Here is a 25,314-nt window from a genome sequence, read left to right on the forward strand (position 1 = left end):
GTGCCGCCTGGCCTGCCTGCCGGGGCTGCCGCGTTTGTGTCGCCACGGCAGCGTGGCAATGGACAGAGGCTGGCAGCGCTGAGCGACAAAATTTGGCCGGGGGTCAATTTGTGTCGCCCGGCCAGCATCGCATTGGCCGAAATCTGCAATCGCAAGCAATTGCAAGCTGCTGTGTCGGCCTGTGCCGAGAGCGCCGGGCCTGGCGGCTGCGCTCAGCGTTGGGGCGCTTCGTCACACAGCTCCGCGCGATCCGCTGGCCCTGGCGCACAGTGGTGGACCTCAGCTACTTCGCCCTCCCGAGCATGCAAAGCTTCGCCCACGCCCTCCTGTGCCTTGCCCTCTCCACCAGTGCCGCCATCGCCGCGCCGACGGAGGCGTCCAAGGACTCGCCGCCGCGCTACACCCAGGCTTCGGCACAGACCCGCGACATCGCCGAGCGCTACTTCCAGGCCTATCTGCGCAAGGACTGGGCGCAGCTGGAACCGCTGATGGCCGAGCAGATCCAGTTTCGCGACACCACGGCCGCGCTGGTCTTCGGCACGCTGGACCAGGCCGGCAAGCCGCGCCTGACGCAGTACCTCCGCCAGGTCTACCCCTACATCGAGACGCATGAGTTCAAGCTGGAACGCAGCTTCTTCGCCGGCCAGCAGGCGGTCTTCGTCGGTGTCTCGGACTGGAGCTTTGCGCCGCCCGGAACGCCTGCGGTGCGCAGCCGCACGCCGATCGTGATTGCGCTGCAGGTGCAGGGCGGCCAGGTGATCGAGCATCTGGAGATGGGCGATCTGCAGGGCTATGTCGAGGCAGCGCGGCTGGCGGGCGCCACCAAGTGAGCACTGCATAGCGAAGCGGCGCGGCTCAACATGGCCAGCCCGTTGGAGGCCAGATCAACGGGCAGATGTTGAACGTCGGCGCTTCATCGGTGCGGCTGGGGCCGATGCAACAATCGGCCCCGATCCGCAGCCGACCGTAGCACCATGACAACGCGCTCGACAGAGGGCCTTCAACTGCGCAGCGCATGCCACGAGGATGCGCTGTGCCTCGCCGTGCTGGCCATGCAGGTCTTTCTCGACACCTATTCTCGACACCTATGCCACCGACGGTATACGCCCGGCCCTGGCACGCGAGGTGCTCTCCAGCTATTCAGAGAGGCCTTCGCCGAGCAGCTGGGAGACCCGAACCAGCTCCTGCTGGTGGCCGAGCTGAACGGGCATCTGGTCGGCTTGGCGCAGCTCGGGCTCGGGCATGCCATGAGCTCGCGCCAGAAGGTGTGCCGGCCGAGCTGCTGCGCTCGTATGTGCAGGCGCCTTTCACCGGCTCCGGTGTGGGCAGCCAGCTGCTGGCACGGGCCGAGCAGGCTGCGGCAGCGCAAGGTGTCTCGGTGCTGTGGCTGAGCTCCTGGGTGCACAAGCTCCGTGCGCGGGCCTTCTATCAGCGCCGTGGCTACGCCGACCATGGGCTCCTGCAGTTCGAGTTCGAAGGCGAAACGCATGAGAACCGTGTCTGCGCCAAGCGGCTGGCGTGACCCTGGCCCGCTGCGCCACATTGGTACAACCGTATTGGACACCGCGCCAGAAACGCCATGAACCGTCGGATGCACTTCACCTGCAGCACCGCCTTCGTCACCGTGCTGGCCCTGCTGGTATCGCTGGGCACGCAAGTGCTGCTCGGCGCCATCACGCCGGTCTGGCTCTTCGATGGGCCGGGAGACTCGTCCAGCGGCGTGGTGCTGATTGCGGGCGTCAGCTCCTTCTGGCGCGCTGACGCGATCATCCGGGCACTGTCCTTCGGCCTGGGCTCGGCGATCGCCTGTCTGCTGGCGCGACGCCTCTCCTGGCTGCTGGTGCTGCTCCTGACCGGCATGGCCACCATAGCGACCGCCTTCGCACAGTTTCCGCGGCCGGCGACGCACGAGCAGCTGATGGTCTGGAGCGCTGCGGCGCCCTTGGCCAGCTTGCTGCTCGCCATGGCGCTGCGTGCCTGGCGTGGCGCTGCAGGCGATGAACCCGAAGCCTGCTGATCCGCGGCACTGGCCCGATTGAATGAGCTTTTCCTTGCTCCGTACCGCTGGCTTTCCTGTCCGCGCGACGTGCGTGCCTGTGACATGCTCCAGGTCTCGACACTCAAAAGCGCCCGCGAGCGGTGGGGCAGGCGTAGCCTGGCCGCTTGCCGCCTGACGCGCGTTCAAGGAGCATCCACCAACATGAGCGACACAGAGAAGATCAAGGGCCCGGCCTCCTACTTTCCCTCGATCGAAAAGAAGTACGGCCAGCCTATCGCCCACTGGCTGACGCTGGTCAGCGGCCTGGACGGCATGAAGCACATGGAAATGGTCGCCTGGCTGAAGGGCGAGCACGGCATGGGGCATGGACATGCCAATGCCATCGTCGCCCATGTGCTGGCGCAAAAGGCCAAGGGCTGAAGGGCGAGGGCAAACCGACAAGCGCGGGCTGATTTTGCCCCGCCGGCGCGGCTTATTTCGTGACCACAAACGCCGTCTGGTCCACGCCGGTATTGCCGGTCTTGGGATCGTAGGCGTAGACGGTGACGTGGTAGTTGCCCGGCGAATCCGGTTGGAACTTGGCGGCAAAGCTGTTCATGGTGCTGCCCATCTGCAGCGGCACACTCTGATAGGGCCGTCCGTCCTTGTTGATCAGTGCGCTGACCTCGAGCTTCTGACCATCCCAGATGCCGCCGGGCGTGATGATGCAACCGCACATCATCACCACATTGGCGCGGATCTCATACGGCGCCTGGGCCAGCGGGATGTAGCCATGCGTGCCCGGGCTTTGCAGATCGACGATCATGCCGGGGATCTCGACCACCAGCCCGTCGCCGCTGATCGGCTTGCCGGGCACCAGCCAGGTCTGCGTCTGCGACAACGTGCGCGCCTGGCGCTTGATATAGGGCGCCAGCACTTCAATCGTCAGCAACTGCGGGCGCTCCAGTGGCAGGCTGGCCTTGAAGGCTGCCGTACCGGCATCGGCGATCGGCTTGTAGCGCTCACGCGGCGTGCTCATGATCAGCTCGGTATTGCCGGTGCCGCCCTCGGTCAGCCCCTCGGCCAGCAGCTTGCCGCTGTCGGCATCCTTGATGCGCACCCAGGCACCGCCGACCGACGAGCCGATGAACTTGCCGTCGCGTGCCTTGGCACGCACGACGATCTCGGTGGCAATCAGTTCAGCGCTGTGTGCCGTGGCTGTGAGCATTGGCAGGGCGGCGCAAACAAGAGCAGCGATCCGGTGACGCATGAAAGTTCCTGGAATCATTGTGGCGGGGCGAAGCGGGTAGGACCACGGTGGTCCGGATGGTGTCCATGCTGACGACAGGACAGCGTGGGCAGCAGTTTCGCAGCATCCTGACGGCGCAAAGGCGCGGACCGAACCATAGCCTGTCTGGCGACCAGCTTGTGCGTTGTTCGCGCTTCAACTGCGCCTTTGCATGCCGCAAGTCAGACTGGGTTTCGACCCAACACTCGGTGCGCGGGCGCAGGACGCACAGGCCCGCGCGCAGCTATTGCAGCGCTTCCCTCAGGTAGCGATCGACAAGCCCTTCGGCCTTCATCTGCTTGAGCGTCGTGCCCAGTCGCACGGCGAAGTCGGCGTGCTTGGCAAGGACGTAGGCGTTCAGCGGCACTGGGGGCGCAGCATCGAAGAGCTTGTACAGCTGCTTGTGCTCCGACATGCTGTGCGACAGACGTTCATTGAACATCTCGCTGCTGACTTCGCAGAACAGCTGCGCACGGCCCAGCCGCAGCATTTCAAGACCATGGGCAGTGGAGGTGACGACGTTTAGCCGTTCGGCGGGCAATCTGCCTTGCAGCAGCTTTTCGCAACCGACGACGCCACGGTGATAGATCACCTGTTGCTGCCCGCGCAACACGGCTTCTACGCTGCCGAGCTCCGGCATTGGCCGCACGGCATAGAAGCTGAACACGGCAGACAGCAAGGACGTTTCCACCTTGACCATCTCGGGATGTTCGGCAGCGTAGGCAGGCGTCCGACTGAACTCGCCGTCAATGCTGCCGTTCTGGGTCATCAGTGCCAGGCGCTTGAGCGGCGCTTCGACCACTTCGATCTGCATGCCCATTCGGCGCAGCGCTTCGGTGTAGACCTGTCGCATCCATTTGCCCAGCGGCGAGCTCGGACTAGAAGGCGTGCCAAAGACAAAAGGTCTTGCAGGCTGTGCCACGACCGCGCCAGGAAGCTGCAGCGCAAGGCCGACGCATAGCCCGGTCAGGACGACGCTGCTGCGCCGTGTCAAACCGCTTGTGAGGACACGGCGGAGCGCGTGTTTCACTGTGGCGGCCATCGTCATGTCTGCCGCTGCTGAGCGATTGGCCACCCGTTCCATGCTTCCTTACGCTCCGTTGCCGCTACGCCGCGTACTGTATACGCGTAATCGCAGCGCCGGATGGGCACAGTGAGCGCTGGTCGAGGGCGAGGCCCTGGCCGCTGACGGCGGCGACCAGCAGGGCGTTGTTGCCGTCGTTGAGCAGGCCGCTGCGCGAGGCGGGCAGGGTGGCGCAGCTTCGGCCAGGCAGCGGTGCCGGTCGGGGTGGTCGGCGTCATCCAGTAGCGGGCAGTGGGTCAGTGCGCTGGGCTGGGCTAACGGTTGTATGGCGCGGATCAGGCTGGGGTGCAGACCGGCGTCATCGCGGTGCCGAACAAGCGGCGGGCCCAGGCGATGGCGGCCGGGCCGGCCCTGAAGCGTGGCAAGCGGATGGCGTGCCGCGGCTGCTGCACAGCGGCCAGACCGGTTATGTCGCTGCCGGTCGCATCCACGATGCCCAGGGCCTGGACGATTCGCAAGCTCGCCGAGGTGCACGGGCGCTCAGCGACGCAGCAGCGCCAAGGGCTCATGCGCCGAGCAGGCGCAGCGCCAGCCAGACCGGCAGACCGAGGTAGAGCAGCGCCAACGCCAGGGTGTCGAGCAGGCGGCGAGCGCCGTGCAAGCGCAGCAGCGCCAGCGTGAGGGCTTCCACCACGGCCCGCAACACCGCCGCGCACAGCGTCACGCCGATGATCCAGGCCGCCCACCACAGGGCAAATGCTTTCAGATAGGCAAGCAGGCCGAAGCTGTAGTACTCGCCGAAGCTGCTGCCGTAGGCGATGTGCTGGTGCAGCCGGAAGGCTGGCAAGGCCAGCAGCAGGGGCAGCAGCAGGAATTTGGCTGCCGGCTTGTGCAGGCGGGCCGCCCAGTGCGGTAGCGGCAGGCGCCTGGCTTGTGCATAGCGCTGGACGAACATGCCGCTCCTGCAATCGATGCGGCCGGCCGCATGCAAGGCCGCGGCAAGGCCCAGCGGGTCGCGGCAGGACAGACCGTAGCGCCAATGGCCTGAGGAGCGCAGCCGCAGGCCCAGGCCCGGGCCGGGCAGTGGCAGGCGCCAGAGGCTCAGGCTGCCGATCTCCGCCAGCGGCAGGGTCAGGTCTTGCCTGCCGCGGTGGAAGTGCAGGGTGCCGTCCCTGACGTCGAGCTCGGCGGCATAGGCACGCAGCAGGCACCAGGCTGCTGCCTCGGGCACGAGAAAGAGGGCGCTGAAGGCGCGCAGCTGGGCCAAGGTATTGCTTTGCAGTGCGCCGTCGCCCAGCATGATGCGCGCCGCCAGAGCCAGCAGGGCCAGGCGGGCAAAGCCGCGCAAGATGGCAGCGGCCAGGCGTGCTGCCGGGGGCAAGAGGGCCACGCGCACCGGCAAGCGCAGGGCCTGACCGGTGCTCAGCGGCGCTGCGGCACTGTGGCGCTGCAGCGCACTGAGCAGGGCCAGCAGCAGCAGGGCGGCTGCGGACGTGGGGCCCACCCAGTCGCCCCAGCTGCGCATCAAGGTGGGCGGCGCTTCCTGCAGTGGCACGGCCGCAATCACCAGGCTGCGCTCGCCCTGCCGGGCGCCGGCGACGATCTCGCCGCTGGCATCGATGATGGCGCTGAAGCCATTGCTGGTAACGCGGAACTGCGGCAGCCGCGTTTCTATGCTGCGAAACGCTGCCACCGCATGGTGCAGCACCGCGCCGGGGCCGCTGGCGGCAAACCAGCTGTCGTTGGACATCGTCATCAGCGCCTGGGCACCGAGGCGGGCACCGTCAATGGCCAATTGGGGATCGACATCATCAAGGCAGATCAGCGGCTGTACCGGCAGTTCGCGGCCGTCGGCCAGTTGCAAGGGGAAGACGCGGGCGCCATCGCCGGGCCGCCAGTGGCCCGTCCAGGGCAGGGCCTGGCGCAGCGCGGGGCTGTCGAGCCAGGCCGGCACATGCTCGCTGAAGGGGAAAAGCCGGGTCTTGCGGTACAGGCCCAGCAAGCCGCGCTGCGGCGAGACAAAGGCGGCGGCGTTGTACTCGCCTTGCGTATCGCGATCAAAGGTGCCGAAGACCAGGGGCACGCCGGCGGCCTTGACGATGGCCAGGATCTCGGCATCGAGCTCCGCGCCGGTCTCGCTCTTGGGCTGGCCGAAGGTGGTGGGATAGACCGTTTCTGACCACAGCAGCGCATCGACATGCTGGCGCTCGACGGCGTCGTAGGACATCGCATAGTGCGTGTCCAGCACCTCACGGACGGCGGCGGCTGTGCCTTTCTCGCGGCGCAGTGCCTCGTAGTCGACGATCGCGGACTGCACCAGGCCCATGCGCAAGGGCTTGCCGCCGGCCACCGGCAGCTGGGCCAGGCGCGCGGCCCCATAGCCGGCCAGCAGCAAGGGAATGGCAGCGGCCAGCAGCAGCGGCTGGATCAGCGCGCGTGCCTGGCCCGCAGCGCGCTGCGCGAAAACCGCGGTCCAGGCTTCATTGCTGAGCAGCAGCAAGAGGGTCAGCCCGGCCGCGCCGCCCAGATCGGCGGCCTGGCGCAGCAGCCGCGCCGGGTAGAGGCCATGACCCAGTGTGTCGCCCAGCACATGCGGCAGCAGGGCCTCGCTGGCGACCCAGGCCGCTGCGCCTGCCAGCGCCGCCCAGGCCCGGCCGTGGTGGTTGAGCGCCTGCCGGCGCAGCAGCGCGAAGACGATGAACTGCGGCTGGAACAGCGGCGCCGCGAGCAGCAGCAGGGCAACGCCGGCCGCCTCACCCCACTGGCTGTAGCTGCCGATCGCCTGGCCGAACCAGGCAAATACCGCGGCGCTGTAGGCCAGGCTCATGGCCCAGGCACTGAGCAGCGTGCCGGTCCAGGCGCGCTCGTGATCGAGGGCGCGTAACCAAGGTACTAGCGCGATAAAGCCCAGCGGCCAGCCCCAGCCGCCACGGGCATAGAGGCCGCACAGCAGTGCGCTGGCGGCGATGGCCATCCAGCGGCTGCTGAGGAGCCGATGCACAAAGGGATGGCGATTCAATGGCCGCTGGGGGTCTGATCGCGCGGCGGCGGCAGCACGATGCGGCGCAGCGGCAGGCCCGGCGGTGCCAACTCAGCCGGCACCACGCGGTTGGCCGGCAGCAGCAGCGGCCGCCCGGCAGCGTCCAGCGGCTGGTAGTCGGGGGCGAACATCAGAATGGCCTCGATGCGTTGGCCGTCATCGGTGGCCTGGTGATGGCGCACATAGCCCGGCGGCAGTGCGAAGTCCTCGGGCACGGCCAGGCCGATCAGCGCGGGGCGGGTGCCAGGCGGCGAGAAGGCCCCGAGGCCGGTGTGAACGCCGGCCGCGTGCAGCCGCGCAATCACCTCGCCCATGCTGGGGCGCTCGCCTTCGTTGACGTAGTCCGACAGATCCGGCGTCAGATCGCCCTGAGGATCGCGCTGGCGCTGGATGCGCGGTGCGCTGGCCGCGCTCGGCAGGCCCGGTGCTGCAGTCGGGGGCGCCATGGCCACCCCGCTGCTGGCGACGCTGACTTGTGGCGCTTGCGTTGCGGGCGGATTCGTTGGCGCGGCGCTGGCCACCAGCGGCGACGGACCATCGGGCTTCGCGTCGCCGTCGAAGGCGCCGAGCCAGTGCAGCAGCGCCAACACCATGACGAGCAGCAGCCCCGCCGCTAGCAGCAGTGGGCCCGGCGCGGCGCGCCAGTGGCCTTGATGCGGCGGGATCGGGGGCTGCTTCATCTCAGCGAGGCTCAGGGCGATGCCGGATTGGAGGTCGAGATTGACCAGCCCATGCGCTCATGGCCGTACTGGTTCCAGATCGGGTTCTTGCCGCCGCTGATGCTGGGATAGCGCGAGGCGCCCGAGCCGGTGGTGCCGCCAAACAGGCCGGCGCTGACGGTGCCGCCGTTGTAGGTCGGGTGGGTGTCGTCGGACTGGATGTAGTCGTAGCTGCTGCTGGCCGAGACGAAATGGGTGTTGGCGTCGCGTATCGTCGCGCGCAGCGTGCTGCTGATCCGCGTCACATAGCTGGTTTCGCTCTCACCGGCCACATAACGCAGCGCGTCGGAGTCGATCTTGCCGTCGCCATTGCTGTCGTAATCGGCGCCCATGTATTGCGCGAAGTTGTCGGCGCACTGGAAGCCCTTCTGGCGCGCGTACTCGCACATCCAGTAGTTCATCGTCGCCAGCTTGGGCAGGAACAGCGACTGCAGGTTGACGCTGGCGCCGGTGGAAGGGTCCTTGCAGGAGCTCTGCACATTGTCGGCCGCATAGCCGGGGTAGTGCAGATTGGAGATCACCTTCAGCTTGACGCCGGGATAGGCGTTGGCATTGATGTAGTCCATGGCCGCGGCCACATAGGTCTTGCAGGCGGCCACGGCATTGTTCATGCCGCTGTAGTTGCAGGTCCCGCTCTGGCTCTTGAAGGCCGAGCGGGCCTGCAGGCCATCGTTGCCGCACATCTCGAAGGTCACGACCCGTGTCGAGGCCGCCTGCATATAGGACTTCTCGGCGACGATCTTGTTGTTGTAGACGTCGGAGGCGATGGCGCCCGACTTGGCCCGGCGCACGCTCTCGATGCTGGCGTTCCATTTCGCGGCCAGGTACTCGGCATCGACGGTGGGGGCGGCGTATTTGGCGGCATTGAGCGTCGAGCCGTTGTAGCCGGCGTAGATCGAATCGCCATAGGCCACGACGCGGTACTTGGCCGTGGTGCCTGGGCGGTCAATCGTCCAGGAGACGTTTTGCGTCAGCGTGTTGGCCGCAGCTTCCAGGCCCAGGCCGGACCCGGCCAGCAGGGCGAGCGCCGGTAACGCGCCGCGCATCAGGGCGGCACAACGGCGGCGCAGCGAGGGCGCCTGGCGCTTCTGATCGACAAAGACTGAACTCATCGGAGACTCCTTGGGCGACAGGTGGTGAAAGCTCATGGTGGGCGTGATGCGCTCGAGGTCATTTGCGCGCAGATCGCACATCGAAACCCGCTAGCGAAGACTAGCATCTGCGTTTTGCCGCCCACGGCCGGGGAATCCCTCGCGTGCGGTGCAGCAAATCGCGGCGGCTCAGGCGCGGACTGCATCGACTTGGAGCACACGCCCTCAGAACAAGCGGAAGAAGAAGCGCAGATAGACAAAGGCAGCGCACAGCGTGCTGTTGAGCAGCCAGAGCGTGCGATCGGCCAGCGTGAGTGGCGACCCGCCGCGGCGCCCCTGCAACAAGGCCAAGGCCAGGGCCAGCAGCAGGGCCAGCAGCAGCGCTTGCTCCACGGCCAGCAGCGGGCCGCGCTCCTTGTGCCAAGCCCAGCCGCCCAGCTGCAGCAGGGCCAGCGCCAGCATGGCGGCGGGGCAGATCAGCGCCGCTCGACGCGCGAAGACCGAGCGGCCACTGAACACGGCCCACGCGCCGGCCAACTGCAGCACGCAGAGGGCCAGCACGGCGATCGCCGCTCCATCCATCAATGGCGTTTCAGCGGCGCGAGGCCAGCCCTTGGCGTGACAGCGCCGCCACCAGGCCCAGCGCCACCAGGCCCAGGCTGGCCGGTTCGGGCAGGCCGGGGGTGCCCAGCGGATCGATGCGCACGCTGGCCGAGGCGGCGGCATAGATCTGCGCCGCACTGCCGGGGCCGGTCAGATCAATGCTGAACAGCGCACCGGCGCCGGTCGGGTCGGCGGTGTCGATCGGCACCTGGGCGGCATCGAGCAGGAAGAAGCTGAATTGATCGGGGCGGCCCGTGCCGGCCGCGTTCGGGGCCAGGTCCAGCACATAGCTGATCTGGCTGCCGAAGCTGCTGATGCGCTGCAGGAATTCGCTGAAGAACTGGCCGCCGCCGAGCGTCAGCGGCCCGGCCTGCAGATTGCCGCTGACGGCGCCGGAACTGCTGGCCGTGCCGAGGCTGGCGTTGCCGGCAAAGCTGCTGATGCTGGCCGTGTTGCCGCCACCGGGATTGCCGGCGATGAAGTCAAAGGCCAGATAGCCGGCCAGGCCTTGCAGCGGCCGCGTGTCGATGGTGACCAGCACTGGCGAGGCCAGTGCGGGTGTCAGCAACAAGACGCTGGCGGCCAACGCAGCAGCGCAGCGGATCAGGCTGCGCAGTCCCAGCCGGGCCAGCTGACGGGGCGAGATGGAAAGAAGGCTTGTGCTCATGAAGATGCTCGTTGGAAGAGGGTGCAAGGCGCTGCCGCGGGGCGGCAGCGCGAACGGGGTCAAGCTCGGCTTGCCAGTGGCTCAAGGGCCGACACTGCTGCGCCAGACGGCGGGCAGCACATTGAAGTTCAGCCGCCCCGGGTTCAGGTACTGCGCGGTGAAGCTCAGGCTCTGGCCGGGCTGCAGGCTCAGGCCATCGCTGAGCAGCGGCACGCTCAGATAGGGCGAGCCGGGCAGCACGCGCTGGCTGCGCCCCGAGGCATTGACCATATCGACCCCGCTGGGCAGACCGCTGAGCAGCAGGAACAACGGCCCCGGCAGCGGCGTGCCCTGGGTGTTGGCGATGGTGATGGTCTGCACGAAGAAGCCGCTGCTGCGGTCCAGGCGCAGGCCGCTTTGCTGGATGCTCAGCTGGCCGCTCTGGTCCTGGGCCGGTAGCGGTGCGGCGCTGTCCTCGACGACGAACACCGCATGGTCGCGCTGGCCGCTGTTGCTGGCGGTGATCACGGCAATGCCGGTGCCGTTGACGCGGCGCAGGCCTTCGCTGTCGACGCTGACGACGGCCGGGTTGGACGAGCTGTAGCTGGTGCCCGAGGCCGAGGAGCTGAGATCGCGGACGATGTCGCCGGGATAGCTGCCGCTCAGGGCCAGCGCCTCCACCGTGCCGATGGCCAGCGGCGTCAGGCGCTGGTTCTTCTGCGCGAAGCTCAGGCGCAGCGGCGCGCTGGCCGGCCGCACGGCCAGCAGCACCGGCGGGCCATCGATGCTGCCGCCGTTGCTGTCGATGATGCTGGGGGTCAGCAGCAGCGGGCCGGCATAGTCCTGCGGTACGAGGAAGTGGGCCTGGAAGCCGCCGGCGTCGAACTGCTCGCCGGGCAGGGTGACAAAGCCGGGGATGCTGATGGTGCCGTCGGTGAAGGGCAGGCTGGCATCAACGTTCACGCGCAGGGCCAGCGTCTGGCCGGGCTGCACGGTCTGCACGCCGCTGCCCACCAGCAGTTGCACGCGGGTGTCGACGCCGCTGCCGGCGTCCTGGCGCGCGCGCGCGCCGCCCACGGCCAGCATGCTGCTGCGCCCGAAGCGCGCTGCCGCCGGCTTCAAGGGGCCGCCGGGCGCACACTGGGCGCTGTAATCCTGGGCATCCAGCGCAGCGCCACGCCCGGGCACGGTGCAGGCCACGCCCAGGCCCGTGGAGGCCACACCAGGGAAGCCATCGGCAAAGCCGCTGGCCGGGCCGTCGAGCAGCTGGTAGGCCCGCTGCGCTGCAGCCGACAGATTGATCACGCCGTCGATGAGGCTGGGACCTGAATGCTTGGCGGTGGGGAAGTTGAAACCTGCCAGGCCGGCGCCGCTGCAACTGCCGCCCTGCTGGCTGATCAGCGAGACGATCATGTCATTGGCCTGGCGGAAGCGGAAGGCGTCCACGGTGGCCTGCGGGAACACATAGGCCTCCTGCACGCAGCTGAACTTCCAGTCGCGCTTCAGGCAGACCTTGCGGGTCAGCTCGCCCTCGATGCTCTTCATGCCCAGCACGCCGCCGAAGAAGCGCGCCGGTGCGGCCGGGCTGCCGGCCGGGCCGCCGGTGCCGGTGATCGCCTGGACCTTGAGGCTGGTGCCGCCGTTGAGCGCAGCCAACGCCGGGCTGTTCTCGGCCAGGTCGCAGACGGCGCCGCCAGCGGGCGCGAAATTCGTGATGGCCTGCACCGCCCGATCCGCGTCGGCCGCATTCGCCTGATGCAGCGCGGCGACCAGATTGCCGAAGGTGCTGCCGCTGTGCGGCGTGTCGACGGAGATCAGCCGTCGGATATCGCCCTGGCCGAAGTTGTCGGGGCGCTTGAACTTGTCGCCGCCCACGTAGAGCCGGGTCAGCAATCCGCCCATGCTGTGGCCCATCACATCGGCCTGGGTGACGGCAAAGCCCTTGTCGCGCGCCGCCTTCAGGCCGCGGCTGACAAAGTCCTGCACGCGCGGGTAGTTGGTCGTGAAACTGGCGCCATTGGTCGGCGCATAGTCGCCCAGCACCGTGGTCCGGTAGGCGTTTTCCTTCTTGTAGTCGCTGCCCCAGGCGCTGCCGCTGCTCCAGACGCCATGGATCAGCACCACCGGCGGACGGACGATGCGGGTCTTGGCCTTGAAGCTGGTGGTGTTGCCATTGCCGATATTGGGCGTGAAGCGGAACTCCAGCTCGACCTCGCGGGAGTCAGCCGTATCGCCAAAACTTTCCGGCGCCTGCAGATAGCTGAAGCCGTACTGCAGCGCGCCCGAGGCCTGGGTGCCGAGCACCGCCTGGGTGACCTTGCCCTGGTCGAAGCTGGACGTGGAGGTAATCTGGTAGCACATCGTGCCCGGCAGGCCGGAGACGCTGCGCAAGAGCAGCTTGCTCAGGCCATCGGCGGCGATGCCTTTCGCGGTGATGCCGCACTGGGCCAGCCGGTTCGGGTCGGTCGACAAATCATTGCTGCCATCGGCGGCACGGCAGTGATTCAGCGGGTTGTTGGCGTCGACGAACTTGTCGTCGCCGCCGCGGTTCAGGTCCCAGGCGCCCAGCGGGAAGGAGGTCGAGCCATAGCCTGGGGTCAGGCCGATCAGGGCCAGCCGCGTGGCGCCGACCTTGATGCCGTAGATGGAGAAGGTGTTGCTGAGCAGTTCGCCCTCGGGCACGAAGACCTTGGGCAGAAAGGCCTGTTTGGGATCACCGGCGGCAACCACGGACGGGTCGTTGGAGCGCAGCTGGAAGGTGGCGCCGCCCTTGGGCGCCGGCGAACCCAGCTGTACCGACAGTTCCAAGGGCTGACCGACCGGCACGGTGATCGAGTTCAGCAGGCCGCCCTGATCGGGGCAGCCGGCCGGGCCGGCCAGCGGCGTGCGCTGCGAACCGGCCGCCAGCGCCTTGGCCGTCGTTCTGGCCTGCGCACCAGCGGTGACGATGAAGGCCGGTGCCTCGGCCCAGCTGGGCCAGGCCGCGGTGGCGCCGGCAAGCAATAGCGCGGCAATGCGCAGCGCAGGCAGGGCCAAGCCCTGGCGTTTCAAAGCAGACATGTGATCGCCTCCCCAGCATGATCGGAAACCAACGGTTCCATGGGCCGGGCACTGCCGCCAATGCGGCTGCGCCCGTTCCCACGACGATCCCCTGCCTCAGTGAAGCTTGTTCGAAACTCTGTCTTGTGCGGCGCATTTAACCGGCGAAAGCCGTGGCGGTCAATCGCGGTAACAAGTCAGGCGCGTGACTTGTCCTGGCTCAAGTGCTCGTCGCGGCGCCCGCCTGATGGCCCAACTCATGCGCGCGTCGACCGGCGCGCAGCCACAAGGCGATTGCGAAGCCGCAGCCCAGCACGCTGGTGATGCCGAAGAACAGCATCATGTCCTGGTAGCCGGCCGGGTTTTGCGCACTGGCACCGGCCCGGTCGTTCAACCAGCCGGCGAGCAGATTGGCCGCACCGATACCGGCGTTCTGCACCACCCACATCAGTCCGATCGCAGTGCCGAAACGGTTCGGGGCAACCAGCCGGCTGGTCAGCGGCCACATCACCGCCGGTACCAAGGAGAAGCTGATGCCGATCAGCGCGGTGGACAGCCACAGGCTGCCATGTGACAACGCCATCACTGCCAAGGCCAGCGGCAGCAGCAGGGCGCCCAGGGCCAGCAGTGGGGCATAGCGGCCAATGCGGTCGCACAGCCAGCCGAAGGCTGGCGTGGCGAACATCGCGGCCAGGAACACATAGCTGTTCACCGCGCCGGCGGCCGCCAGATCCATGCCGTGGACGTGCTGGAAATACTTGATCGAAAAGGTGCTGCGGAAGGCCATGATCACCGAATACCACAACACGCACAGTGCCAGCAGGTACCAGTAGGCGCGGCCGAAATGCAGCAGATCACGCAACACGAAGGGTTCGGCCTGCCGGGCCGGGGCAGCCGCCTTGATCTGCCGGCCGGCACGACGATCCAGCACCCAGTAGGCCAGCGAGGCCAGGAAGGCGCTGGCGGCGATTGCGCTGGCGATCAGCAACGGCGGCTGCCAGCCCTGCGCGTAGGCGCTGTCGAACCACGTCGGCGACATGTCTGCCGCGTAGGACCCGAGCCGGCCAATCGCGATGGACAGGCCCATCGCAAAAGCCAGGTCACGGCCGCTGAAGTAGTCGGCCACCGCGGCAAGCGTCGCGATGCCAAAGGTCTCGGCGCCTATGCCGAACAGCAGCCGCCCCGCGGCCATGCCGGTGAAGTCCGGGCTCACGGCCGTCAGCACGGCGCCAGCCAGACAGATCGCCGCCGTCCACAGCGTCATTCGTGCCGCGCCAAAGCGATCGACCAGCACCCCCCCGACCAGGATCAGCACGATATTGGGCAGGTTGTAGATGGCATTCAGCATGCCGACCTGGGTATCGCTGAAGCCGCGCTGCTGCTGTAGCAGATCGGTCACCGGGCCGATCGAGTCGTAAACATAGTAGTTGCCGAACATGGCGACGGCGACGAGCACGAAGATCAGCCAGGCCAGGCGGCGGGCACTTGAGGATTCAGTCATGGAGTCTTTTTCAAAGCAAAGCGAGGTCAGCTCAAGGCAGCGCAATGGCTGTCCTATGGCCCAGCGAAACCCAATGTAGCCGCTCCCCGGCGGCTTGCCCATGCTGACCTTCCTTAGGCGGCGATGGCAGTTTCGGGCGCCTGCGCAACCGGGGCACGGCCGAGGTCGAAGGAGAAACGCGCCACCAGCGGCAGCCAGCGCTGCAGCAACGCCGCCGAGGCGGGCACACTCGCCGCCGCCAGCAGTGGCTCGAGTTGAGCGCGAAGCGCTGCGTTATCGGGCAGCAGCGCCATCGTCTCGTTCTGCGCGGCATTGCGGGCTTGCTGCAGCAGCGCCGCGAACCAGGGGCCGCAGTGCTGGGCATCGGCAATTTGCAGCGCCAGCAGCAGCATGGGCAGCTGGAAATCGCCCGGGAAATCGGCCGTGCCTTCGAAGTCTTTCAACTCGCTGCTGCTCACATGGGCTTTGAGGATGCGATAGACATTGCTGAGCCGCTTGGCCGCCCGTGGCGAGGGGATGAAGGCAAACAGCCTTTCGGCAAACGCCGCCTCCCAGGCGGTGATGCGCAGCGCAGCCTCGTCGATCTCAGGCTGGGCAGAGGGCGCGTCGGTCGTCGCCGTGTCGCGTCGCTGCTGCGCGGATCGGGAACTGCTCATGTCAATGCCCTGGTTCGGCCCCAGGTCCTGCGCGATGGCCAAGGCCTTGCTGCGCACCCGCTCCGCGTCAGAGGCCGGGGGCGTGCCCGAATCCTCGGTGCCGCGCTGCTCTTGCGGGGCCGATGCTGGCACGCTCGGGGTGGCTGCATCGGCTGGATCAGCCGCATCGCTCGCAGGCGCTGCGATCGGTTCGCTCTGCAGCAGCGACTGCATCAGCCGGCCAAAGCCGGCCTCGTTCATCGGGCGCAGCGCAAAGGGGATCTGGAAAATCTTTTCCAGATAGTGCTGCGGCGTGGCGCTCGGGTTGGCGCTGCCCTGTCCGCCGTGCAATTCCTCATCGAACTGGCGGAACTGGCTGGACAGCGAATGCAGCAGCCAGCGCGAATCGACGCCGACGACGACGACGAAGAGCGGATAGGCCAGCAGCAGATGGACGGCCTGCAGCACATCGACAACCTTGTCGGCCGGGCAGCGGTCGAGGTCGTCGATGTAGAGCACGATGCGGTCGACCGGCTTCAAGCCGTCGTCGCTGCTGCTGCGCGTTGCCGCGGAAGCGTCGCGCAGCTTCGCGCTCAAGGCCTCGAAGTCGCGCCGCACGGTCGACACCAGGCCCAGGTGCTTGCGGTAATCGTCGGAGCCGCTGCGGTCAGCAAGAAAGCGCGCCAGGCTGTTGGCTTCCTTGAGTTCGCGCAGGCGCTCCTGCAGGGCCTGCTCACGCGCCGCCGCGGCATCGAGCCGGCTGCTGGCGGCGGCCTCCTGGGCCTTCAGCGCTTCGATCTCGGCGCCGAGCTTCAGCTCTTCTTTGCTTTGCTTCTTGCGCTTGGCTTCCAGCAGCGCATCGACCTTCTGCTTGGCGGCATCGAGCTTGTCGAGCTGGGTGTGCAGTTTTTTCATGCCGATGCGCAAGCTGAGTGTTAACGCGGACAACGCTGCCGCCAGCTGCGCGAACAGTGTGGCGCCCTTGGCCAGCAGGCCCTGCAGCGCGGGGAGATCGGCCGCGACATGTTCGCGCAGCAGCGGCAGGCCCAGCAGCACAAAGAGCAGCAGGCCGGCATAGAGCGGCAGCCCGGGCTGGCTGGCGATGTTGTGCAGCAGCGCGCCGGCGCGGCCTTGCAGCGAGCGGGCCTCGCTGAGCTGCTGCCGAAATTCGTCGACGCTGGCAGGCAGGCCGCTGGCCGTCAGCGGCTGCAGCGCCGTCTGCAATTCGCTCTTCAGCTGTCCATCGCTGTTCAGCAGCGTGGCCAGATCGCTGAGGTTCAGCTGCGCCAGCGTCATTTCCTTGCTCAGCCGCTGCTGGCGCAGATCCTCGAGCTGCTTTTCGTCGGCCTGGCGCTGCGTCTCGGCCTGTTTGACCTCGGCCTGCGCGGCCTCGGTCAGCGCGCGGGCGCTGCTGAGCTGGGCCATCAGATCGGCTTCCTGCTCCTTGGCCGTCGGCTTGGGCGAGACATGGGCGGCCAGCTGTTCCAGGATGGCTGTCACCAGGCTGGCCCAGAGATTGGTGTCGGCGTAATGCCAGGCATTGAACTCGATCTGCACCAGATGGGCGCAGAACTTCGAGTCGCTGCCGGCCTCGGCCAGGGCTCGGGCCCGTGTGGCGAGGGCCTCGGCCTGCTCACGCATCGCGCGCATGAAGAAGCTCTTGCCCGAGCCCCAGTCGCCGAACAAACCGATGGCCAGCGGCGGGCTGACCTCGCGGGCCATCATGATGGCGGTCAGCGTGCGCACTTCGGCAGCGATATCGAGCTGGTCCTGTTGCTGGCCAACGGTGTCGGAGGAGAAACCGGCGAGGGGGATGCGGTGGGCGTCGGTTTTGCCGCTCAGGCGCAGCAGGGCAAGCAACTGCTCCGCGATGCTTCGAAGCGATGGTTGGTCATCGAGCGCCTTCTGCCGTATGGGATTGACTGCCCGACCTTGAGCCGTTTCACGCAGCAGCCGTTCGGTCAACTCTCGATTCAGCGGGCGCAGGACCTCCACCAGATCGCCGCATGCGTGCTCACCGGCGGCCGCGCAGGTGTGAATCACCATGCTGACGACCACCGGCCTTGCAGTCTCGTTGTCGATCCAGGCACAAGCGGCAGATGCCATCGCGGGATGGGCAAGTGCATAGAGCTCGTCGTGGGCTTCTAGGCGCTCGAAGCCAGCGAGAGTCAGTCGCTCCACCAAGGCTTCAGCAAGCGCCGTGATGGGCAGGATGCGCAAGGCGCGCATGATCGGCCAGGCGCTCTCTGAGTCTGCGGACAGCAGGCGCTCTTTCCAGCGTCGGGCAAGTTCAACGTCGGACGCGGTCCCTATGCCCTCGGCCAAGGCCAGGACATCGGCGTCACGCGGGTGTTTCGCAAGCTTGAGTGCCGCGCTCAGGTAGCGAACGTCTTCGGCATAGAGCGCAACGAGCAACCAGTACCGCACGTAGTGGTCGGGCTCGAAATTCGCATCCATGTGGCGAATGGCGAGATCGCGACTGGCCGGGTGATTGGCGTCTATGCTGATCAGTAGGCTGAACAGCCATGAGCGTGCTTCTGCATTCCCCGCATTGCTGCTCGCGGGTGACTGAGCTGTGCTCAGCTCGGCGCGAGCGGCTTCAGCCAGGGCGCCGAGATCCCTGATGCGGCCCTCTCTTGCACGGCGCAGGACTTGCATTCGCTGTAAGCGATCGCCCTGAATGAGCAGCCTTAGTAGCGTGGAGGTCGCAGGATCGGCCTTGTCATGGCGGGCCGGTGCCTCGCTGTTGCGGATCGCCTGGGCCAGGCGTTGGAGCACGACGGGATTCATTCGCTGCAGCTCGATGTACAGCTTCTCGGTGAACAGTCCGCCAAACGCCTGCCTGTCTTCCAGTGACGGGGCACCGATCAAGACCGGTATCACCCGCAACCCGCGCGCCAGGGCCTCCTGTACCAGCCGCCTGTGGGTCGGCCCCCATCCCATGGTCCCCAAGAACGCCACCATGCAGCGCGCCCCGGCCAGCGCCGCTGTCTCGTCAATCGATTCGCCCGGCTGGACATCAGCGCGAAAGTAGTGAGTGCTGATGCCCTGTGCGCGCAGCCAATCATTGATCGGGCCGACCCGCTCTTCCCCCTCCCGGTAGGCCAGAAATGCATCGAGTTCCACTGGTGCCTGCATGGGCTGTCTCCTGCTTCGGGCTGCATCGTACTGAGGAAATCAGCGGCACAAGAACAAAGAGCGCCGGCTGTCGCCAGGCGCCCTTTGTGCGCGGCTGCCAGCGCGGGTCGGTGCGCACACCGACGCGCGCTCAGCGGCTTATTTGCAGACCGTGCCGGCCGGCAGTTTCTGCGACACGGCGCTGAGGTCGCGGATGTCGACGACGCCGTCGTTGTTGAAGTCGGCGCGGGCATCAAAGCCGGGCTGGCCGGCCTTCTTGCCCAGCGAGGCCCGGACGATGGCGAGGTCGGCGCAGTCGACCACGCCGTCCTTGTTCAGATCGCCGAGCAGGCGGATCGTGAAGTCGGCGTTCGACACATCGAAGAAGATGTTGCCGATGGCCTCAACCTTGACGCGCGCCTTGCTGGTGGCCAGCAGCGGCAGCGTCACCGAGGCCGTGCCGGTGTTCGGCGTGCTGGCGGCCAGCGTGTAGGGCCAGGTGTTGCCACCATCCACCGACAGGGTGATCTTCACATCCGCGGTGTTCACCGGTGCTGCGTTGGTGTTGGCCACACTCCAGCCGATCGTCTGCAAACTGCCGGCGTTCAGCGTGACGGCGCTGTTCGGCGAGGTCACCAGGAAGGGACCGGCATTGGGCGCCAGTGTCAGCTTGGTGCTGGCGCTGCCGACACCGCCATGGCCGTCACGCGCGGTCAGCTTGAAGTTCAGCGAGGCCGGGCTGGCGTTGGTGCCGGCGAAGCCGACATAGGCCGCGGTCGGCAGGAACTCGGAGAAGCACTCGATCTCGGTCGCCGTCGGCGTGGCCGAGGCCGGCGGGCAGGCGCCGGTCTCGGCATTGGTGTTGTTGGCGAGGATCTGGCCCATGTCGGGGAAGACGCGGGTCGGATTGCTGGTCGCGATGTTCTCGCCCGGCGAGCCATAGAGCAGGGTATCGGTACCGCTGACGACGGCACGGGTGCCGAACTGGCGGAACAGCGGGCCGTCGACCTTGCTGTTGCTGATCAGGCCGGTGCCGTTGGCGGCGCCGCGGTCGTTCTGCTCCCACATATACGTGAGGGTGCCGTCCTCGGCGTCGGCGGCGCTGCCCGTCAGCGCGAAGGGGGTGCGCACGGGAACCGTGTAGCCGGCAGGCACGGTGACGACCGGGGCGGTATTGCCGGTCGGCGTCACCGAGATGCCGCCCTTGGTCGTGCGACCGCCAGCAGTGATTTCGCCGACCTTGCCGGTGCAGGGCGAGGTGCAGCCGACCAGTTCCAGCGAAGGCACATTGGTGGCGGCCAAGCTGCCGCCGAAGGTGATGGTGAAGGCGTTGTCGCTCAGCGTGGTGATGTTCACCGTGCCGCCGCTGGGCCAGCCGGGAATGCCTTCGATCGCCGCCTTGACGCCACCGGTGGTGAAGTTGCTGCCACGCACGATGGGCGCCGAGGTGTTGCCGTTGTAGCGCAGCTGGAACTGCATGCCGTTGGCGGTGAAGCCGCTGAGCACGCCCATCTGCACTTCGTTCAGATTGCTCTCGGCGCTGGAGGTGTAGGTGGTGATCTCATCGAAGCTGCGTTGCGACCAGTAGGCGTCGCTATGAGGCTGCAGATTGTCGGTGCCGCAGATGCCGGCATAGGCCATGATGGAGGAGCCGCTGCCCGGCTCCACCGAGGTGCCCGGGTTGCGGTTGCCAGCCGAGCAGTTGCTGATCGTGCCGTTGAAGGTGTGGTTGCCGGCGAACTGGTGGCCCATCTCATGAGCCACATAGTCGACCGCATAGAAGTCGCCCACCGGGGTCGGCACGCCGGTGCAACCCTGCGCCTTGCTGCTGCCGCCGACAACGCCCAGGCTGGCGATGCCGCCGCCGTTCAGGCCCAGCGCGATGTGGCCGATGTCGAAGTTGCTGGCGCCGGCCAGCAGGCCAACGACCTGGCGGTTACGCGTCAGCGTGCCGCTACCGCAGCTGGCCGCCTGGCTGGCCGTGAAGCAGGCAGCGCCGCCACAGGGGCCGTTGGTGCCGGTCATCTGCGCTGCGGTGTCGAGGTTCAGCGCATCGTTGTTGTTGATCAGCATCAGCCGGATCGAGGTCTCGCTCTCGTAGACCTGGGTGACGCGGTTGATCAATGAGACCTTGGCGGCAGTGACGTTGGCCGAGCCGCCGAAGTAAGTGGCATAGGACGGGTCGGTCAGCAGGGCAAGCCGGTAGGTGCGCAGCTGCGTGCCCGAGCTGGCCGTGGGCGCCAGACCATCGGCCAGCACATGGTAGGCGGTGCTGCTGGTGGTCGTACCGTCGCTGGCGGTGATTTCATAGGCGCCCAGATTGCGGCTGGGGTCGGCGATCAGGCTGGTGTGAAAGGAGCCATCAGCGGCGGCGACCACGCTCTGCGTCTGCCGCGGGCTGCTGTCTTGCTCGGGGTTGTGCACCGTCACCGTGACGGTGGCGCCAGGCGCGAAACCGAAGCCGCTGAGCTCGACCGTATCGCCTGCCTGGTAGAAACCGCGCGTCAGTGCGAGATGCGGGGCATTCTCCATCGCCTCGTTCAGGCCCGTGCCATGCGGGTTGGGCAGTTCGCGGCTGCGATAGACGGCGTAGACGCTGTCGTCCAGGTGGTAGTAGGGATCGATGTACCAGGCACCGCCGGGCGAACGTACCGAGGCATGCAGACCCAGCGGGGTCAAGTCCAGGCGCAGACTGGCGTGCGGGTCGTCGATACCCTTGCCGGCATAGGTCTTGATCTCGGGGTGCTTGGCCGCCAGCTCGGGCTCCATCACCGGCGATTCAACCAGGGCGAAGCGCTGGAAGCCCCCATCGGGATGGGGCAGCGAGACTTCCAGTGGGGACAGCGCAGCGGCGCTGCTGCGTTCCAGCGGGGCGGTGGCGGTCAGGGCGGCAAAGCCGCTGCGGTCCAGCGTCACGGCGCGGAACTGGCGCGGCTGCAACACGGCAACGGCGCCCTTGGCCGATTGCTTGGCCGGGGTCAGGCGCAGGTCGTGCCAGTAGCTGCCATTGGTCTGGGTCTGGATCGGGCTCAGCCGGTCGGCGGCCTGCGCCAGCGGTACGCCGGCGGCCAGGGCCATGCAAAGTACGAACACGCCGTTGGCGATGCTGCGCCCGGGGCGCTGGAGGGCGGCGTTGCGTCCCTGGGCCTGGCGGCGGGTCGAACGTTGCTGAGTCATGAGGCGTCCTTTGTTCTTGCGTGACAGACAGGAATTCGTGCGGCTGCAATGGCAGACTGCAGGGCTTCGTCGGCGGCCCGCCGGACTGCACGGCACCGCTTGCGGCCATCGCCAACCCGCCACGGCGCAAGCATTTGCGTCCGCAAGCGTGAAAAAGTCACGATGGCACGATCAGGGGGTGCAGGATATGGGCAAGGTCAGCGCGGCAACAGAGGGTGATTCCCCATGGCAGTGAACGGTGACAAGACAGCGAGGGCGGCGCGGCGCGGGCTGCTGGCTGCGGCCATGCTCAGTGTCTTCGCTGTGATGGCAAACGCTGGGCGGGTGCCTGAGCCTCAGGCGCACAGCCTCAGCCTGGAGCGCGACTGCAATGGTTGCGCCGAGGGCAGTCGGCTGCAACTGTCCCGCGATGGCACAGCGCGAATCAGCCGGCTGGGCAAGGCGCGATTTGGTGGGCAGGATCGGCACAGCGACGCATTGCTGTCGCGCTCAGAGTTCGACGCTTTGATTGAGCGGCTCAGGCAGCTGGGGCTGGCCGGGCTGGCAAGCCGATATCAAGAAGAGCCTGATCAGCAAGACGGCCGCTGGCTGTTGCTGCGCATCGAATGGGCAGGGGCGCCAGCCACCGAAATCTTCTGCCGCGGCGAGGCGCCAGCGGCGCTGCTGCCGCTGCTTGCCGCCATCGAGGCGCAGCAGCAGCGGCTGGGCTTTGCGCCCGACGGCAGGGCCATTGAACATTGAAGCCGAGCGCTGCCCAACGGGCTGGCCGTGCCAAGGGATTCCCCTCTTGTCCGCACCCGGTGGCCCGGAAAAACTCCGCCCCAAACCGATGGGTGTTGCACGGCCCGCCCGGCGCAGGCCCGGATCCATCGCCACGACATTTAAAAGCGCCCCGGCTTGCCCGGCCGCTACGCCCGCAGGGCAGAGGAGATACATGTGATGAAGCGCCAGTTCGCCTGGAAGAAAACGTCGCTTGCCATGGGGCTGGCCCTGGGCTTGCTGTCCGGCCAAGCCCTTGCGGCTGACCCGGTGCTGTCGCTGAGCGCAACACCTGACCCCGCGCAACTGGGCTCGGTGCTGGATGTCGATGTGCTGATCTCCGGCGTGGCCGACCTCTACGGCTACCAGTTCTCGCTGAACTTCGATCCGACGATCTTTCAGGCTGCCAGCGTCAGCCAGGGCAGCTTTCTGAGTAGCGGCGGCAGCACCTTTGGCGATGTCGGTATCGTCGACAACGGCAGCGGCAGCGTCTCCTTCGTGTTCAACACCCTGGTCGGCGCCGTGCCCGGTGTCAATGGCAATGGCCAGCTGGCCCGTCTGAGCTTCAATGTGATCGCCCGTGGCAACAGCACGCTGCAGTTCAGCGATGTCTTGCTGGCCGATTCGAACGCCAATGCGATCAATGTCAACGTGCAGAGTCTGAACGTACAGGTTGTGCCCGAGCCGGCCAGCGCGCTGCTGCTGGGCCTGGGGCTGGCGGGCCTGGTGGCGACCGCCAAGCGTCGCCGCAACGCTGACGCGCAGGCCTGACCCGCGATCACGAAGCCAAGCCCTCGCGCGGCGCTGAGCCGCGGCGAGGGCTTGCTCGTTTCAGGGCTGGGCCGAGCCGTTACGATGGCGGCCCCGGCACGCGCTGCCAGCACTGAATCGAACCGTCCGCCGCCTCTTGCCCATGTACGCGAAATTCTTCGGCCTGCAGCAGGAGCCCTTCGCCATCGCGCCGGACCCGCGCTATCTGTTCATGAGCGAGCGCCATCGCGATGCGCTGGCCCATCTGCGCTATGGCCTCGGCGGCGGTGGCGGCTTCGTGCTGCTCAGCGGCGAAATCGGCGCTGGCAAGACGACGGTGTGCCGGCGCTTTCTGGCCGAGATGCCGGCGCACTGCCGGGTGGCCTATATCTTCAATCCGCGGCTCAGCGCGACCGAGCTCCTGATCAGCGTCTGCGAGGAATTCGGCATTGCGCATGAGCCGCTGCCGCCGGGCTCGCCGAGCGTCAAGCCGCTGATCGATGCGCTGAACGCCTTCCTGCTGCGCAGCCATGCCCAGGGTCAGAACAATGTGCTGATCATCGACGAGGCGCAGCAGCTCTCGGCTGAGGTGCTGGAGCAACTGCGCCTGCTGACCAATCTGGAGACCAGCGAGCGCAAGCTGCTGCAGATCATCCTGATCGGCCAGCCCGAGCTGCGCGAGATGCTGGCCCGGCCGCAGCTCGAGCCGCTGGCGCAGCGGGTGATTGCGCGCTTTCATCTGCAGGCCATGTCGGCCGAGGAGACGGCCGACTATGTGCGCCACCGCCTGGCTGTGGCCGGCCACGCCGGCCCGGCGCTGTTCGACGCGGCGGCGCTGCGCCTGGTACACCGGCTGTCGCGCGGCGTGCCGCGGCGTGTCAACCTGCTGTGCGATCGTGCGCTGCTGGGCGCCTACGCGCAGGGCTTGAATCGGGTTGATGTCCGCACCTTGAAGCAGGCGGCGGCCGAGGTGTTTGGCGAGCCCATCGAGGTGCAGTCGGTGAAAACCGCCCAAGCCACGCCAGCCGTACCCGCCAAGGCTGCACGCCGCTGGGCCTGGTGGCTGGGCGGGAGCGCGCTGCTGCTGAGTGCAGCAGCGGCGGGGGCCTGGCTCGCCCCCTTGTTGCCTTCGGGCGCGATGCGCGCTGCGCTGCGCCCGGCGCTAGCTGCGGCTTCTGCGGCTTCGGCAATTCCGGCAGCTTCGGCGCCAGCCGTTTCAGTGGCGGCAGTGCCCGCCGAGAAGCCCAAGCCGGCCAAGCCGGCAGCGCCCACCGAGGCGCAGCGCCTGGAGGCCGCGATTGCAGCGGCGACGCCGGACGAGGCCAGCGCCTGGCGCATGCTGGCTCAGCAGTGGCAGCTGGCGCCGGTCGAGGGCGACGCGCCTTGCGAGGCGCTGCGTGGCCAGCAGCTGTTCTGCCTGAAGACCGAAGGCGGCCTGGCCCTGCTGCGCCTGCTCGACCGACCGGCCTGGCTGACGCTGATCGACGCCGAGGGTCGCCGTCAGCCGGCGCTCTTGCTGGGCCTGGATGGCCAGCAGGCGCGCGTTCAAACGCTGGGCCAGCCGGCCGAGACCTTGAGCCTGACGGCGCTGGCGCAACGCTGGCGCGGCGAGTTCGCGACGCTGTGGCGGGCGCCGCCGGGCTACCAGGCGCGCCAGCTCAATGCGCCGACGCAGGCCTGGCTGCAGGAGCGCTTTGCGCAGCTGGACGGCCGCGCGCCGACGCAGCTGGCGCTGCGTGTGGCCAGCTTCCAGCGCAGCCTGGGCCTGAGGGCTGACGGCCTGGCCGGGCCGATCACGCTGATGCAGCTGAACCGCGCGGCCGGTGTGGCGGAGCCTCGGTTGCCCCTGCTGCCGGCAGCGTCCGCGGCATCGGCCCCACCGGCAGCAACGACCGCAACGCCCGTAACGCCCGTAACGCCGGCAACGACCGCGCACTGAGTCCCAGC

At 67.5% G+C, this 25,314-nt stretch carries 19 protein-coding genes; 7 read left to right on the plus strand and 12 right to left on the minus strand.

Features of this window, described 5'->3' with window-relative positions:
* The first annotated feature begins 302 nt into the window (after positions 1-302).
* The 4 genes from RQP53_RS10560 (at position 303) to RQP53_RS10575 (ending at position 2,419) form a co-directional block, all read left to right on the plus strand.
* Entirely contained in the window at positions 303-830 is a 528-nt protein-coding gene (locus RQP53_RS10560) for a nuclear transport factor 2 family protein (protein ID WP_315650268.1), read from the plus strand.
* Between the two features lie 437 nt (positions 831-1,267).
* Entirely contained in the window at positions 1,268-1,522 is a 255-nt protein-coding gene (locus tag RQP53_RS10565; protein ID WP_315650269.1) for a GNAT family N-acetyltransferase, read from the plus strand.
* A 57-nt stretch (positions 1,523-1,579) separates the two neighbouring features.
* A complete protein-coding gene (locus RQP53_RS10570; protein ID WP_315650270.1) occupies positions 1,580-2,017 on the plus strand; it encodes a hypothetical protein in 438 nt (145 codons plus the stop codon).
* Positions 2,018-2,200: 183 nt separating this feature from the next.
* On the plus strand, positions 2,201-2,419 hold the full coding sequence (locus tag RQP53_RS10575) for a DUF4287 domain-containing protein (protein WP_315650271.1): 219 nt from the start codon (positions 2,201-2,203) through the stop codon (positions 2,417-2,419).
* 52 nt (positions 2,420-2,471) lie between these two features.
* On the opposite strand, the gene RQP53_RS10580 is transcribed toward RQP53_RS10575, so the two are convergent.
* From RQP53_RS10580 to RQP53_RS10635, 12 genes are all read right to left on the minus strand, one after another.
* Positions 2,472-3,206, minus strand: coding sequence for a hypothetical protein (locus tag RQP53_RS10580; protein ID WP_315650272.1), 735 nt, complete (start codon positions 3,204-3,206; stop codon positions 2,472-2,474).
* Positions 3,207-3,510: 304 nt separating this feature from the next.
* Positions 3,511-4,314, minus strand: a complete 804-nt coding sequence (locus tag RQP53_RS10585) for a hypothetical protein (RefSeq protein ID WP_315650273.1) — start codon at positions 4,312-4,314, stop codon at positions 3,511-3,513.
* Between the two features lie 311 nt (positions 4,315-4,625).
* Positions 4,626-4,808 carry a hypothetical protein gene (locus RQP53_RS10590; RefSeq protein ID WP_315650274.1) on the minus strand — a complete coding sequence of 61 codons (183 nt, stop codon included), beginning with the start codon at positions 4,806-4,808 and terminating at the stop codon, positions 4,626-4,628.
* Between the two features lie 47 nt (positions 4,809-4,855).
* On the minus strand, positions 4,856-7,264 hold the full coding sequence (gene lnt, locus RQP53_RS10595; protein WP_315650275.1) for an apolipoprotein N-acyltransferase: 2,409 nt from the start codon (positions 7,262-7,264) through the stop codon (positions 4,856-4,858).
* Positions 7,265-7,305: 41 nt separating this feature from the next.
* Positions 7,306-8,010, minus strand: a complete 705-nt coding sequence (locus RQP53_RS10600; RefSeq protein ID WP_315650276.1) for a hypothetical protein — start codon at positions 8,008-8,010, stop codon at positions 7,306-7,308.
* Between the two features lie 11 nt (positions 8,011-8,021).
* A complete protein-coding gene (locus RQP53_RS10605) occupies positions 8,022-9,161 on the minus strand; it encodes an SGNH/GDSL hydrolase family protein (protein WP_315650277.1) in 1,140 nt (379 codons plus the stop codon).
* A gap of 204 nt (positions 9,162-9,365) precedes the next feature.
* Positions 9,366-9,722 carry a hypothetical protein gene (locus RQP53_RS10610; RefSeq protein ID WP_315650278.1) on the minus strand — a complete coding sequence of 119 codons (357 nt, stop codon included), beginning with the start codon at positions 9,720-9,722 and terminating at the stop codon, positions 9,366-9,368.
* Between the two features lie 10 nt (positions 9,723-9,732).
* The gene (locus RQP53_RS10615) at positions 9,733-10,410 is read right to left on the minus strand and encodes an NF038129 family PEP-CTERM protein (RefSeq protein WP_315650279.1); all 678 of its coding nucleotides are present in this window, start codon (positions 10,408-10,410) and stop codon (positions 9,733-9,735) included.
* 81 nt (positions 10,411-10,491) lie between these two features.
* Positions 10,492-13,449, minus strand: coding sequence for an esterase/lipase family protein (locus RQP53_RS10620; protein ID WP_315650280.1), 2,958 nt, complete (start codon positions 13,447-13,449; stop codon positions 10,492-10,494).
* 199 nt (positions 13,450-13,648) lie between these two features.
* Complete coding sequence (locus RQP53_RS10625; protein ID WP_315650281.1) at positions 13,649-14,929, minus strand: MFS transporter; 1,281 nt, start codon at positions 14,927-14,929, stop codon at positions 13,649-13,651.
* 113 nt (positions 14,930-15,042) lie between these two features.
* Entirely contained in the window at positions 15,043-18,702 is a 3,660-nt protein-coding gene (locus RQP53_RS10630) for a P-loop NTPase fold protein (protein ID WP_315650282.1), read from the minus strand.
* Positions 18,703-18,840: 138 nt separating this feature from the next.
* The gene (locus RQP53_RS10635) at positions 18,841-21,858 is read right to left on the minus strand and encodes a reprolysin-like metallopeptidase (protein ID WP_315650283.1); all 3,018 of its coding nucleotides are present in this window, start codon (positions 21,856-21,858) and stop codon (positions 18,841-18,843) included.
* 225 nt (positions 21,859-22,083) lie between these two features.
* Between RQP53_RS10635 and RQP53_RS10640 the strand changes: the two genes are divergently transcribed.
* The 3 genes from RQP53_RS10640 (at position 22,084) to RQP53_RS10650 (ending at position 25,306) form a co-directional block, all read left to right on the plus strand.
* A complete protein-coding gene (locus tag RQP53_RS10640) occupies positions 22,084-22,599 on the plus strand; it encodes a hypothetical protein (protein WP_315650284.1) in 516 nt (171 codons plus the stop codon).
* Between the two features lie 198 nt (positions 22,600-22,797).
* Complete coding sequence (locus tag RQP53_RS10645) at positions 22,798-23,388, plus strand: cohesin domain-containing protein (RefSeq protein ID WP_315650285.1); 591 nt, start codon at positions 22,798-22,800, stop codon at positions 23,386-23,388.
* 142 nt (positions 23,389-23,530) lie between these two features.
* A complete protein-coding gene (locus RQP53_RS10650; protein WP_315650286.1) occupies positions 23,531-25,306 on the plus strand; it encodes an ExeA family protein in 1,776 nt (591 codons plus the stop codon).
* Positions 25,307-25,314: the final 8 nt, after the last annotated feature.

Origin of the sequence: Roseateles aquae, from assembly GCF_032337115.1 — a bacterium.
Classification (GTDB): Bacteria; Pseudomonadota; Gammaproteobacteria; order Burkholderiales; family Burkholderiaceae_C; genus Roseateles_C; species Roseateles_C aquae.

What these genes read in the sequence shown, in the direction of transcription:
- RQP53_RS10640 (WP_315650284.1), top strand. Translation starts at nt 22,084, where the DNA reads ATGGCAGTGAACGGTGACAAGACAGCGAGGGCGGCGCGGCGCGGGCTG.
- RQP53_RS10625 (WP_315650281.1), bottom strand. Translation starts at nt 14,929, where the DNA reads ATGACTGAATCCTCAAGTGCCCGCCGCCTGGCCTGGCTGATCTTCGTG.
- RQP53_RS10630 (WP_315650282.1), bottom strand. Translation starts at nt 18,702, where the DNA reads ATGCAGGCACCAGTGGAACTCGATGCATTTCTGGCCTACCGGGAGGGG.
- RQP53_RS10560 (WP_315650268.1), top strand. Translation starts at nt 303, where the DNA reads ATGCAAAGCTTCGCCCACGCCCTCCTGTGCCTTGCCCTCTCCACCAGT.
- RQP53_RS10580 (WP_315650272.1), bottom strand. Translation starts at nt 3,206, where the DNA reads ATGCTCACAGCCACGGCACACAGCGCTGAACTGATTGCCACCGAGATC.
- RQP53_RS10585 (WP_315650273.1), bottom strand. Translation starts at nt 4,314, where the DNA reads ATGACGATGGCCGCCACAGTGAAACACGCGCTCCGCCGTGTCCTCACA.
- RQP53_RS10575 (WP_315650271.1), top strand. Translation starts at nt 2,201, where the DNA reads ATGAGCGACACAGAGAAGATCAAGGGCCCGGCCTCCTACTTTCCCTCG.
- lnt (WP_315650275.1), bottom strand. Translation starts at nt 7,264, where the DNA reads ATGGCCATCGCCGCCAGCGCACTGCTGTGCGGCCTCTATGCCCGTGGC.
- RQP53_RS10620 (WP_315650280.1), bottom strand. Translation starts at nt 13,449, where the DNA reads ATGTCTGCTTTGAAACGCCAGGGCTTGGCCCTGCCTGCGCTGCGCATT.
- RQP53_RS10610 (WP_315650278.1), bottom strand. Translation starts at nt 9,722, where the DNA reads ATGGATGGAGCGGCGATCGCCGTGCTGGCCCTCTGCGTGCTGCAGTTG.
- RQP53_RS10645 (WP_315650285.1), top strand. Translation starts at nt 22,798, where the DNA reads ATGAAGCGCCAGTTCGCCTGGAAGAAAACGTCGCTTGCCATGGGGCTG.
- RQP53_RS10650 (WP_315650286.1), top strand. Translation starts at nt 23,531, where the DNA reads ATGTACGCGAAATTCTTCGGCCTGCAGCAGGAGCCCTTCGCCATCGCG.
- RQP53_RS10605 (WP_315650277.1), bottom strand. Translation starts at nt 9,161, where the DNA reads ATGAGTTCAGTCTTTGTCGATCAGAAGCGCCAGGCGCCCTCGCTGCGC.
- RQP53_RS10615 (WP_315650279.1), bottom strand. Translation starts at nt 10,410, where the DNA reads ATGAGCACAAGCCTTCTTTCCATCTCGCCCCGTCAGCTGGCCCGGCTG.
- RQP53_RS10570 (WP_315650270.1), top strand. Translation starts at nt 1,580, where the DNA reads ATGAACCGTCGGATGCACTTCACCTGCAGCACCGCCTTCGTCACCGTG.
- RQP53_RS10635 (WP_315650283.1), bottom strand. Translation starts at nt 21,858, where the DNA reads ATGACTCAGCAACGTTCGACCCGCCGCCAGGCCCAGGGACGCAACGCC.
- RQP53_RS10600 (WP_315650276.1), bottom strand. Translation starts at nt 8,010, where the DNA reads ATGAAGCAGCCCCCGATCCCGCCGCATCAAGGCCACTGGCGCGCCGCG.